At 40.5% G+C, this 11,477-nt stretch carries 12 protein-coding genes; 8 read left to right on the top strand and 4 right to left on the bottom strand.

Annotation, left to right across the window (positions count from 1 at the left end; genetic code table 11):
- Positions 1 to 99 precede the first annotated feature (99 nt).
- The 3 genes from Q8G36_RS12570 to Q8G36_RS12560 all read left to right on the top strand — a co-directional run bounded on the left by Q8G36_RS12570 (position 100) and on the right by Q8G36_RS12560 (position 3,746).
- A complete protein-coding gene (locus Q8G36_RS12570) occupies positions 100 to 537 on the top strand; it encodes a MarR family winged helix-turn-helix transcriptional regulator (RefSeq protein WP_034314147.1) in 438 nt (145 codons plus the stop codon).
- Positions 538 to 756: 219 nt separating this feature from the next.
- Positions 757 to 2,451: a M3 family oligoendopeptidase gene (locus tag Q8G36_RS12565; protein ID WP_305161229.1), complete on the top strand. Its 1,695-nt coding sequence runs from the start codon at positions 757 to 759 to the stop codon at positions 2,449 to 2,451.
- A 254-nt stretch (positions 2,452 to 2,705) separates the two neighbouring features.
- Entirely contained in the window at positions 2,706 to 3,746 is a 1,041-nt protein-coding gene (locus tag Q8G36_RS12560; RefSeq protein ID WP_305161228.1) for a YkvI family membrane protein, read from the top strand.
- Between the two features lie 52 nt (positions 3,747 to 3,798).
- On the opposite strand, the gene Q8G36_RS12555 is transcribed toward Q8G36_RS12560, so the two are convergent.
- On the bottom strand, positions 3,799 to 4,425 hold the full coding sequence (locus Q8G36_RS12555) for a hypothetical protein (protein ID WP_305161227.1): 627 nt from the start codon (positions 4,423 to 4,425) through the stop codon (positions 3,799 to 3,801).
- Between the two features lie 197 nt (positions 4,426 to 4,622).
- The gene (locus Q8G36_RS12550; RefSeq protein WP_064505160.1) at positions 4,623 to 4,799 is read right to left on the bottom strand and encodes a YkvS family protein; all 177 of its coding nucleotides are present in this window, start codon (positions 4,797 to 4,799) and stop codon (positions 4,623 to 4,625) included.
- A gap of 453 nt (positions 4,800 to 5,252) precedes the next feature.
- Between Q8G36_RS12550 and Q8G36_RS12545 the strand changes: the two genes are divergently transcribed.
- On the top strand, positions 5,253 to 5,447 hold the full coding sequence (locus Q8G36_RS12545) for a hypothetical protein (protein WP_063232021.1): 195 nt from the start codon (positions 5,253 to 5,255) through the stop codon (positions 5,445 to 5,447).
- 49 nt (positions 5,448 to 5,496) lie between these two features.
- Here the strand turns inward: Q8G36_RS12545 and Q8G36_RS12540 are convergent, their stop codons facing one another.
- Positions 5,497 to 5,988, bottom strand: coding sequence for a sigma-70 family RNA polymerase sigma factor (locus Q8G36_RS12540; RefSeq protein ID WP_305161226.1), 492 nt, complete (start codon positions 5,986 to 5,988; stop codon positions 5,497 to 5,499).
- 612 nt (positions 5,989 to 6,600) lie between these two features.
- Complete coding sequence (locus Q8G36_RS12535) at positions 6,601 to 7,419, bottom strand: thermonuclease family protein (protein WP_305161225.1); 819 nt, start codon at positions 7,417 to 7,419, stop codon at positions 6,601 to 6,603.
- Between the two features lie 179 nt (positions 7,420 to 7,598).
- On the opposite strand from Q8G36_RS12535, the gene Q8G36_RS12530 reads away from it, so the two are divergent.
- From Q8G36_RS12530 to ptsP, 4 genes are all read left to right on the top strand, one after another.
- A complete protein-coding gene (locus Q8G36_RS12530; protein WP_370694083.1) occupies positions 7,599 to 8,228 on the top strand; it encodes an ABC transporter ATP-binding protein in 630 nt (209 codons plus the stop codon).
- The gene (locus Q8G36_RS12525) at positions 8,228 to 9,013 is read left to right on the top strand and encodes an ABC transporter permease (protein ID WP_305161223.1); all 786 of its coding nucleotides are present in this window, start codon (positions 8,228 to 8,230) and stop codon (positions 9,011 to 9,013) included. Before Q8G36_RS12530 ends, Q8G36_RS12525 begins: the two co-directional genes overlap by 1 nt.
- A gap of 213 nt (positions 9,014 to 9,226) precedes the next feature.
- Entirely contained in the window at positions 9,227 to 9,493 is a 267-nt protein-coding gene (locus Q8G36_RS12520) for a phosphocarrier protein HPr (RefSeq protein WP_034314127.1), read from the top strand.
- Complete coding sequence (gene ptsP, locus Q8G36_RS12515; protein WP_305161222.1) at positions 9,493 to 11,211, top strand: phosphoenolpyruvate--protein phosphotransferase; 1,719 nt, start codon at positions 9,493 to 9,495, stop codon at positions 11,209 to 11,211. Before Q8G36_RS12520 ends, ptsP begins: the two co-directional genes overlap by 1 nt.
- Positions 11,212 to 11,477 lie beyond the last annotated feature (266 nt).

Here is an 11,477-nt window from a genome sequence, read left to right as displayed (position 1 = left end):
AGTACATACTAATAGGGCAGATTGACAAAAAAGTCTTTATGTCATATAATAACTTTCAATTCAAGATATTTTAATTAAAAATTTTAAGGTTGTGAAGTTATGGAGAATAATAACATCCAACAGTCTTTGAAGCTGTTCATAGTGATGTCTAGAGCTCATCGATCCATTAATGATGTGGTAAATAAACATATAGCTGAAGAGGGTTTGAATCCAACTGAGTTTGCAGTACTGGAATTACTTTATCATAAAGGGGATCAGCCTCTTCAGCAAATAGGCGGAAAAATCCTGCTTGCTAGCGGCAGCATTACCTATGTCGTGGATAAACTTGAGCAGAAGGAATATCTGCAGCGAATAGCATGTAAAGAGGATCGCCGTGTAACCTTTGCAAAGATAACGGATAAAGGAAAGGCCTTTATTGAAGGAGTATTTCCTGAGCATGAAAAAAGAATCGATGATATCATGAGTGTACTAACGCAAGATGAAAAGGCCACCGTGATCGAATTGCTTAAAAAGATTGGCTATTCCGCTCAAAATTAGCTAAAGAACCAGCACCTGGATTTGACTGCAGGTGCTGGTTTTTTATGTCTGAAAATCTGATTTTGTTTCCGGGACATAAAGGTTTTTTATAACCCTGCGGCGAATTAAATTATATTACGATAACCGCGATAATGGTGAATGTGTCTTGGAAAAGAATTCGATTGGATAACGTTACTCTGGTTGAAAAAATGTTTTTATATCGTGAAAAGGAGCGTACATATGAAATTTAATGAGTATGAATATAAACGTCCCGAAATGGATGAAATTAAAACCCGGTTCATGAAAGCTTTGGAAAAGTTTACTGACGCTGCTAATGCCGATGCACAAATAAAAGCCATGGAAGAAATAAATGAAATTCGAAATTATGTAGGTACGATGTTTAATTTGGTCTATATACGGCATTCCATTGATACCAATGATGTTTTTTATAAAGCTGAGAATGACTATTTAGATGACTTCTCCCCTGAAATGGAAGAGTTAACCTCAAAATTTTACAAGGAACTCGTTCGCTCGAAATACCGTAAGGAGCTTGAGGTAAAATGGGGGACTCAACTATTTGACCTGGCAGAGGCCCAACTCAAAACTTTTTCGCCCGAAATCATACCACAGCTGCAAAAAGAAAATAAATTATCAAGTGAATATTCACAATTGATTGCCTCTGCAAAAATTCACTTTGAAGGAAAAGAATTAACACTTGCGCAGCTTCAGCCTTTTATGGAGTCCTCGGACCGTGAGTTAAGGAAAAATGCAAGTGAGGCAAATTACGGTTTCTTTGAAGAAAAGCAGGAGGAATTGGATCGTATATTCGATGAACTTGTCAAGGTGAGGAATGGGATTTCGACAGCGCTAGGTTATGGGAATTTTGTGGAACTTGGGTATTATCGAATGACAAGGACTGATTATGATGCTGAAATGGTTGCTGCATTCCGCAAGCAGGTGAAAGAGGAAGTGGTACCGCTTGTCACCCGGCTGAAGGGACGTCAGCGCGAACGTCTTGGATTGGAGAAACTGAACTATTATGATGAGAATTTTCATTTCAGAACGGGTAATGCCATTCCAAAAGGCGATGCTGAGTGGATCATCGAAAATGGGAAAAGGATGTACCAGGAGCTTTCGTCTGAAACGAATCAGTTTTTCAACTATATGATCGATAATGACCTGATGGACCTTGTGGCGAAGAAAGGCAAAGAAAGCGGAGGCTATTGTACTTTTATAGAAGACTATAAAGCTCCATTCATCTTTTCTAATTTCAACGGTACTTCCGGGGATATAGATGTTTTGACACATGAGGCAGGTCATGCATTCCAAGTGTATCGCAGCCGTGATCTTGACATTCCTGAGTATTATTGGCCTACATATGAAGCCTGTGAAATCCATTCGATGAGCATGGAGTTTTTAACTTGGCCATGGATGGAGCTATTTTTCAAGGAAGATACGGAAAAGTATAAGTTTTCCCATTTAAGCGGTGCCCTCACATTCCTCCCGTATGGGGTAGCTGTTGATGAATTTCAGCATTTTGTCTATGAAAATCCTGATGCTTCCCCCGTTGAAAGAAAGCAGGCTTGGCGTAAGATCGAGATGGAATATTTGCCACATCGCGATTATGAAGGAAATGAATTCTTGGAGAATGGCGGGTATTGGCAGCGGCAAAGCCACATTTATCAATCACCTTTTTATTATATCGACTATACATTGGCCCAGATTTGTGCTTTCCAATTCTGGAAAAGGTCGACCGAAAAAGATGAAACGGCTTGGGAGGATTATTTGAATCTGTGCCAACTTGGAGGCAGCAAGTCCTTCCTTGATCTCGTTGAATCTGCGAATTTGAAATCCCCATTTGTTGACGGTACTGTACAGTCCGTTGTAAAGGTGATAGACGAATGGCTCTCCAATGTAGATGATAAGGCATTATGAAATGTTAGTCTGTATGATACGAACTGGATACTTGAAAGAACGCTTGGAGATTATTCCAAGCGTTTTTTTGAATTTTTCATAGGTTCGGAATGTTGGGCATGAAAAGTGCTGATTTAAGCCTCACAGAGAAAGAGTTTCAGACTGCACAATGAGAGGATGTTAGCACAGGAAAAAAACAGCCGACGAAAGGAATATTGCTCGGCTTGTCTTAAATGTCTCTTCCTTACATATAAATGTAGGGAGGAGGGGAGAGTATGCTGTCAAGGTGGTCAGGGAGTTTTCAGATTGCAGCGGTTTATGTAGGCACAGTCGTCGGTGCAGGATTTGCAACTGGAAAAGAAATTGTCGAGTTTTTTACCCGTTATGGCTTTTATGGCTTTATCGGGATTTTAATAGCAGGTTATATTTTCATTTTCACCGGGACGAAAATCATGCTCATTTCCGCAAGGATCAGAGCATCTTCCTATGAGGAGTTCAATCAATTTCTTTTTGGCAGGAAAATAGCAGGAATCATCAACTTCTTTTTCCTTATCATGCTGTTAGGGGTGACGGCTGTCATGATTTCGGGTTCAGGAGCCGTTTTCGAAGAACAACTTGGCGTGCCTAAAAGTATAGGAAGTTGGTCTACGATCATACTGGCATCCTTGGTCCTGATGATGGGCATGCGCGGTGTTTTCACTGTGAACTCTTTTGTTGTACCAATCATGATCTGCTTTAGCTTGATCCTTTTTTTCTCGACTTTGGGTAATGGGGATTTCTATAAGACCCTCACAAAAGTTCCTGATGAAGTGATCACCGTGAAAATGATTTTGTCACCATTTGCCTATACAGCCTTTAACCTTGCTTTGGCACAGGCTGTGCTCGTTCCAGTTGCATATGAGGTTCGAGATGAGAAGGTCATTAAACATGGTGCAATCCTAGGAGGGATATTCCTAACGATCATTTTATTGACGGGGCATTTTTCACTTATGACACTTCCTGACGTGAATAGTTATGAAATTCCTTCAGCAGTTATTATGAGAACGGCAGCCAGTCAGTTATATTGGATGTTCATTTTGGTGATTTACGGGGAGATATTCACTTCGGTCATCGGAAACATATATGGGTTACAGAGGCAAATCAGCAGTTATATTAAATTGCCAAGCATGCTGATCATAGCGGTGATTTTTTTAATAGCCCTGATCATTAGTGAATTCGGATATGGAAGGTTACTAGGATATATTTATCCGGTTTTTGGATACATAAGCCTCCTTTTTTTAGTGCTGGTCTGGAAAAGCAAGGCAGGGAAGGAGTAATGAATAACGGGGGGCCAGTCCTTAGCCCTCCGTATCAGGGTAAAATGGATGTTCATCCTTTCATCAGCGTCTTAGCCATCTCTAGAAAAGCATCCCGGTAATCTCTATCTTTTTTCGTGAATATAGTTAAGCGGACGGGTGTTTTTTCATCCTTGAGCAATATGGAAGTGATCACATCATCCCCACTTTCCACTTCAAAGCCCGTGCCGCCCTCGACATCAAGTGAAGGATCCCTAATCGTTTCTGAAATGCTTTCCAGCTGGGCTTGAACATTTTTTTCTACCTCATCCCAATTGACATCCTCTTTCAACAATTCGACTCTCATATAAATGGAGTCATCTTCAGTCAGGAACACAATATCCTTTCCTGGTTCTTCGGCACTTAATCTGAATTGTTGCAAAACATAGAGGCTGAACGGTTGATTATCACTTTTTTTTAGGAACGCCGTTTTTTCTTTTGCTTCCCCGTTAATTGTATATTGCAGGTTTTGCTCCATCAGTCTTACTTTGTTATCGCTTCGGTTATTGCGATTATCTCCTTGAGAAGCCTTGCCTTCGTGCCCCTCTTTTACTGAATCTTCCTGTGGCTCATCTGGCTTTTCGTCTTTAGCCATACCGCAGCCAGTCAACAGAAAAGCGGCGAATGTGACACAGCCAATATTACGTTTCCAACTAGTCATGTGTTTCCCTCATCTTTCTGATAGAATTCCAATCTGTTTGGATATTCCTGCATCACATACAGGTATCTTGCCCTTTAATGAATTAGACGGCATAAAATGGAAAAGGTTACAAAAAGCGGGGGAATCAATGGGCACGATTGCTAGAAAGTGAAAAACGGAATGGTCATCCAGTAACCATCCCGTTTGAATACATTGAATTATCCTATGATTTTATAATTTTTATGATTGACGACGGTTTTTTGTTCAAGTTCCAAATCACGATAATTTTCCATATACGTGACGTCCACGATTACTGAGTTCTCGTTCACTTTCTCGACGATTCCTTTTAAGCCTTCTCTAAATTCAATGATATTTCCAACTTCCGCTTTCTTCATGGTAATCATCCTTTCCCATTTTGTTTCCAATGATTAAAAAGTAACTATGGAGTAATTGGATTATTCGAACATCTTGCCGTTTAGATTTTGACGTGGGAAGTGCTAGTAAGAGATTAGTTATCTCTTATGTCGGTACAGTAAGCTAAACTTTTAAAGGGAGGTACGATTCTAGTAATGGAGCAGTTGTAATGATATGGCATAATTTGGTATAACTTGCAAACGCAGTTATGCGTACCAGTATGTAATTCTATGTACAAAAAATGCCAATCATTTTACATTATGATATTTTACTATACAGTGTGCACTATTTTAAAGCATACGTAAAGAATAATGTAGCAAGTAGGCCTCAAAAAATTCTGATTTATATTAAGTGGCAAGCTTATGTTAAAATGAAAATGGAATTTCTCCTGTCTGGATTTGATGGAACATTTGATAATTAAGGAGGATAATATGATGAATGCAGAAGAAGCAAAAGATGTACTCGATAAACTGGCAAATCGGGAAATGGATGAATTCAGGATAACAAAAGAAGAATTTTTAGCTTTTCGTGAGGTTCTTGTTAAAAGGGAAGACTTTAAACATTTTCGGGGGAATGCTCAACATAACGGTGTGATAATTTATACGTATTTAGAAGAAGCGAGAAGTTGATGGATGTATATTTTTTAGGGTGGCTCATGATTGAGCCACCCTAAATTATTTATAATGGAAAAATCAATTGTTTCCTTAATTTATTTAAAGCGGACTTTCTCCATGATTTGACGGCTGCTGCAGTAACTTGATATATCTCAGCGATTTCAGTCACCGTTTTATTTTCCAGGTATGTCTGTAATAGCCAGCGTTGCTGATTCAGTGTCAATCCTTCCGTGTAGGTTAGGATAGTATCGATGGCAAAGGCCTCTTCATGCATTAAAAAAGGATCCTTAATCTCTAATATGAAGGAATCAAAGGGTTCGGTGCGGGTTTCATATTTATGATGGTGCTTTAATTCGTTCAGAATTTTGCCTTTGATCACTGTATAGGCATAGTTGGAGAATTGTCCGTATTCCTCATGGAAATTCCTAAATGACTCCCATAAAGCAATCAAGCCTACTTGAAAATATTCCTCCTTATTTTTATAGATGGAAAGTGAGCGGATAATATGATGGATCATCGGGGTGAATTCCTTCGTTAGCGCTGAGAAATCTTCCATTAAGCAAGTCACCTTTAGAAAGTGCACTTTCCTGTATTCCCGGGTGCTTCTACCATAAATAAATCGATCGGATATAGCCAAAGGGCATAACGGAATATGGAGGGAATAAAATGTGGGTTTTAAGGGAGCTAAAGAGAACCTTATTGAAAGGGGAAAAGGGAGATTCAAGTAATATTGAATGTGGCGGTGACCAAATGAAAAAAACATCCTGATATTGGATGTGCCGAAACAATTCACTCGTTCTTCTTTTAGTTTTTTCTCTTCATTCAATGTAACGCCATATATCATGAAGAGATGTTTAGTGTAGACAAATTTTGAAGAAAGCGATTTGCCTGCAGTTTTTTGATTTAATAAACGTTTCAGTTGATTTCAGAAATAGCTCCCTTTCCGCCGACCGACTGTCTGCCAAGCTCCTCGCTGCAAGCATCTGCGGGGTCTCGCTAGCCAGTTATTCGGCAGGGGTGTCGTAAATTTCTTCAATCCAGTGAGGAGGATTTCATAAAACAGTAACCTAGTCTTGTTAAAAAAGGGTTCGGGATGAGACCATTCCGAACCCCCTTTTGTCGACAAACTGTACACCGAAGCGGGCATATTATTAAACCCTTATATTTATTAACTTTGCGATTTTCGGAATCCAGCATCCTGTGCGTCTTGTTCGGTACAAAACATTTCTTCTGGTTTAGTTATTTCGTAATATTGGCCCGAAGGAATGTGATAAATTTTATTGCCTTTAGAGTTTATATTCCCTTTAATTTGCGGGTTACTGCAAGACCCAGTGGGCTTTTCCACTGATGCTTCTTTTGTCTTCGAATCATCAAACCCTTTTGAAGTTGCATAGTTTTCAATTGACCAAATACCGATTTCGTCTTTTTGGGCTTGTTTCTGAATAGTTTCCAATTCATCAAGATATTTCGTATTGGGTGCATAAACATAGGCTACCCTGGCCAGTCCTTTTTCAAGCAGGAGTTTATTCACCATTTTACCATCAACATAAAAATAGGCCAGCAGCCGGCCGTATTTATCTCTTTCACCTATGCCGGTTTCGACTTCCACTTTAGAACCCGCAGGCATTAGTTCCTTGGTGAATTTGCTTGCTTCAGGTCCAAAAGGCTGAACGGGCTTGGATGGGTGCACGGTTTCTGGGGTATCCACCAAAAGGAGCCTGACCGTTTCTTCATTTCCATTAGCCATTTTGATTTTTACTGTATCTCCGTCAACAACTTTGATGATCTCGGCTGTGAATGTCTTGCCCTTTTCTTCAGTTGAAGAATCCGCACTGGATTGGATGTCTTTGTTGGAAATTGAATCTTCCTGTTTGGATTGATTAATTAGGTTATTTGATGCTGCCTGACAGCCAGACAACGTGATCAGGCAAAGTGCAGTCAGGAGAAAAACATTCAGATAAGAATGTAAAAAGGAATTTCCCTTCATGATAAGTCCCTCCATTTTTTAAAGTGTTTTCCAAGTCCGTCATGGATATATTCGCCAGGAATAATACTAACCTATAAAAAAGCGAAAGAAAATGAAAATTTTTACATGCATCGCTACCCCATATCATGATAGTTTCTTATAATGATATGGTGGAGTAAGGGAGGCAGGCGTGCAAAATGATATTTAGGCTTGAAAATATTAGGTATAAAGGTATTTTGAAAATTGATGATTTGAAAATATCCGCTTGTATGGTTACTTGCTTGACTGGGGAAAGCGGTGCAGGAAAAACCTCACTGCTCCGATTATTGAACAGGATGGATGATCCGGATAGCGGTTCGATTTATTATCGGGAACAGCTGCTGGATGAATTCAACCCGATAGAGCTCCGGCGTAAAGTCACAATGCTTTCTCAGGCACCGTTCACTTTACCGGGTACGATTGAAGAAAATCTTCAGATTGGCCTGGAATTGACAGAACGGGAAAAAAAGGATAAAGCCGATTTGGTTAAAGCACTTGAAACCGTCCAGTTGCAGAAATCTTTGGACGAGAGGGCGGAGAATCTTTCTGGCGGGGAGAAACAGAGGCTGGCATTGGCGAGGTTACTTTTATTGAACCCCAAGGTGTATTTACTGGATGAGCCTACTTCAGCTCTTGATGAGGAAGCCGAGTTGACGGTCATGAGCCGTTTTTTAGAAGAAGTAAAGCGGAAAAAAGGAACAGTCATCATGATAACCCATTCAAAACAGCTTGCAGACATATGTGCTGAAAAGAGGATCGTTCTGAAAAAGGCGAAGGAGGGTGACTATTAATGGAGGCGAATGGGATAATAGATATTGAGTTCTGGCGTCTTTGTGCGGCCTACGTGTTTGTAGTAATTCTGCTCATAATCGTGAAATGGCGGGGGATTTCGCGGGAAAAGCAAATCATGCTCGCTACGGTACGGATGACGGTCCAACTCATTCTGGCCGGATATGTTTTGACATATATCTTTGAAAATCCCCACCCTTTACTTTCTTTAGGATTTTTATGTGCGATGGCCCTGTTTTCCATCCATAATATTTTTAAGCAAGTGTCCCATACACTTAATAAGAAAATCAAAAGGATGGTTATCTTAAGTATGTTGTCAGGTCCCATGGCTGCCTTGTTTTATTTTAATGTGGTCGTGATCCATTTCACGCCATGGTATGAGCCGAGGTATTTCATTCCAATTGCAGGGATGATCGTAGGGAATGCCATGACTGGAGTGACATTGGCGCTTAAAAACCTCCATGATGGGATTAGCAGTAATCGTGATAAGGTAGAAGCGATGTTGATGCTTGGAGCGACTCCAGCGAGGGCTGTTAAGAAATATGTGGATGCTGCATTCGACTCGGCAGTGCTCCCGACTTTGAACAATATGCTCGGGATGGGGATTATCTTCCTTCCAGGAATGATGACAGGACAAATCCTGTCGGGGATAAGCCCGCTCATCGCTATTGAGTACCAGATTGCGATACTGATCGGGATCCTCGGAAGTGTTTCATTAACGGTGGTCCTTTTCATTATGCTGAGTTTCAGGGCTTTTTTTACCAAAAATGCACAGCTGTCCATTTAATCATTGAAGAATCTGAAAAGTAATAGTTGCAGTTCCTTCTATATTTTTGTACTATTTTGTAGGTACCAATAGTTTTGGTTTGTTTGTTGGGAATGATAATGCTATCCTGATAAGGAAAAGGGCATTTCTTTTTTCATTTCTTTCCTGATTGGATGGAGAAAACCCCTTACATAACCTATTTTTGTTAATTTATCTTAAAGGAGATTGATTTATATGGTAGAAAAAACATTTACAGTAACTGCAGAAACAGGAATTCACGCTCGTCCGGCTACATTGCTTGTACAAGCTGCAGGAAAATTTGATTCAGAAATAAACCTTGCTTATAAAGAGAAAAAAGTAAACCTTAAGTCCATCATGGGTGTAATGTCACTAGGTATTGGCAAAGGGGCGGAAATTACGATCTCTGCTGAAGGAAGCGATGAAAACGATGCACTAAATACACTTGCTGAAACGTTGAACAGAGAAGGATTAGCAGAATAATGTCCACTTTGATTAGTGGAATAGCAGCTTCAAACGGAATAGCCATCGCTAAAGCCTATCGACTGACTGAGCCAGATTTATCGATTGAAAAAAGAAGCATAGAAGATGTCGAGGCGGAAATATCCCGTTTTAAGGAAGCTATTCAAAAGTCAACAAATGAATTGGGGATAATCAGGGATAAAGCCGAGAAGGATTTAGGGGCTGATAAAGCCGCTATCTTTGACGCACACCTACTTGTTTTGGCTGATCCGGAACTTATAGCTCCAATTCAGGATAAAATTCAATCAGAAAGCGTCAACGCTGAGTTTTCCTTAAATGAAACCGCAAGCATGTTCATTACGATGTTTGAACAAATGGATAATGAATACATGAAGGAACGTGCAGCGGATATCCGTGACGTCACGAAACGGGTGCTGTCACATCTTTTAGGTGTTCATATTCCAAATCCGAGCATGATTGCTGAAGAAGTGATCATCATTGCGGAGGATTTGACTCCATCCGATACAGCACAGTTGAATCCGGCATATGTCAAAGGATTTACGACCGATATCGGTGGACGTACATCCCATTCAGCCATAATGGCACGTTCATTGGAAATTCCAGCAGTCGTTGGAGCGAAGTCAGTGACCTCGTCCATTGAAAATGGTGATTTGGTCATTATTGACGGGTTAAAGGGTGAAGTTCACATCAATCCGACTCCAGAACTCGTGAAACGCTACGAAGAGGAGCAGGAAGCCTATGCTATGCAAAAGGCTGAGTGGGCGAAGCTGGTTCATGAACAAACCGTTACAAATGATGGTCATCATGTGGAATTGGCAGCCAATATTGGTACGCCGAAAGATCTGGACGGCGTACATCAAAATGGCGGTGAAGGCATCGGGTTATATCGTACGGAATTTCTTTATATGGGCAGAAATGACTTTCCAAGTGAAGAAGAACAGTTCGAGGCATACAAAGCGGTGCTCGAAGGAATGTCAGGTAAGCCTGTAGTCGTCAGAACGCTTGATATAGGCGGAGACAAGGAGTTGCCTTATTTAGAGCTTCCTAAGGAAATGAATCCTTTCCTTGGATACCGTGCGATTCGCCTTTGCTTAAATGAGCAGGAGATTTTCCGGACTCAGCTCCGTGCCCTCCTTCGTGCAAGCATTTATGGAGATTTGAAAATCATGTTCCCGATGATTGCCACACTGGCTGAATTCCGCGAAGCTAAAGCCGTCTTGGCTGAAGTTAGGCAGGAATTGCTTGATAATGGTGTTCAAGTTGCCGAAAAAATTGAAGTCGGAATCATGGTTGAAATCCCTTCAACTGCAGTGATGGCGGATATATTTGCTAAGGAAGTCGATTTCTTCAGCATAGGCACTAATGACTTGATTCAGTATACGATGGCCGCTGACCGAATGAATGAGAGAGTATCTTATTTATATCAACCATACAATCCAGCGATTTTACGCCTGGTTAAAATGGTCATAGATGCTGCTCATAAAGAAGGGAAATGGGCCGGGATGTGCGGGGAAATGGCTGGAGATGAAGTGGCCATCCCGATTTTGATCGGATTGGGCCTTGATGAATTCTCAATGAGTGCCACTTCGATTTTAAAAGCACGTTCTTTAATCAGCCAACTTTCGCTTGAAGAGATGAAAAAACTATCTCAGGAAGTTTTAGGGCTGGATACGAATGATAATGTAAAAGAAGCGGTACTTAACGCTTTAAAGAAATAAATGAATCAGGAAAAACGCACCCCATCCACAGAACCTTCGGATGGGGTGCTGTCCTATAATTCTTGCTTGATCATTTGAGAAAAAATGTTTAATGCACTAAAATGGGGGTAAATAAAAAGCAAGCACAGTTGTTTAGCTCTATTAGGGCAGCTGACATTCTCATTTCCCCCTTTGACGCCGGTTGGGTTATCCAACCGGCTATTTTTTGTAAATAAAAAAATAAAGAATGATTATTCAGATTTTTCACTTTACGGTAATGACGATAT

This window comes from Peribacillus frigoritolerans, from assembly GCF_030676415.1.
Taxonomy (GTDB): Bacteria; Bacillota; Bacilli; order Bacillales; family DSM-1321; genus Peribacillus; species Peribacillus frigoritolerans_A.
The sequence above is the reverse complement of the archived record's forward strand: the minus strand, read 5'-3'. Positions and strand labels throughout refer to the sequence as shown.

Coding starts and splice junctions, on each gene's coding strand:
- Q8G36_RS12570 (WP_034314147.1), top strand. CDS start 100: ATGGAGAATAATAACATCCAACAGTCTTTGAAGCTGTTCATAGTGATG.
- Q8G36_RS12565 (WP_305161229.1), top strand. CDS start 757: ATGAAATTTAATGAGTATGAATATAAACGTCCCGAAATGGATGAAATT.
- Q8G36_RS12560 (WP_305161228.1), top strand. CDS start 2,706: ATGCTGTCAAGGTGGTCAGGGAGTTTTCAGATTGCAGCGGTTTATGTA.
- Q8G36_RS12555 (WP_305161227.1), bottom strand. CDS start 4,425: ATGACTAGTTGGAAACGTAATATTGGCTGTGTCACATTCGCCGCTTTT.
- Q8G36_RS12550 (WP_064505160.1), bottom strand. CDS start 4,799: ATGAAGAAAGCGGAAGTTGGAAATATCATTGAATTTAGAGAAGGCTTA.
- Q8G36_RS12545 (WP_063232021.1), top strand. CDS start 5,253: ATGAATGCAGAAGAAGCAAAAGATGTACTCGATAAACTGGCAAATCGG.
- Q8G36_RS12540 (WP_305161226.1), bottom strand. CDS start 5,988: ATGGAAGATTTCTCAGCGCTAACGAAGGAATTCACCCCGATGATCCAT.
- Q8G36_RS12535 (WP_305161225.1), bottom strand. CDS start 7,419: ATGAAGGGAAATTCCTTTTTACATTCTTATCTGAATGTTTTTCTCCTG.
- Q8G36_RS12525 (WP_305161223.1), top strand. CDS start 8,228: ATGGAGGCGAATGGGATAATAGATATTGAGTTCTGGCGTCTTTGTGCG.
- Q8G36_RS12520 (WP_034314127.1), top strand. CDS start 9,227: ATGGTAGAAAAAACATTTACAGTAACTGCAGAAACAGGAATTCACGCT.
- ptsP (WP_305161222.1), top strand. CDS start 9,493: ATGTCCACTTTGATTAGTGGAATAGCAGCTTCAAACGGAATAGCCATC.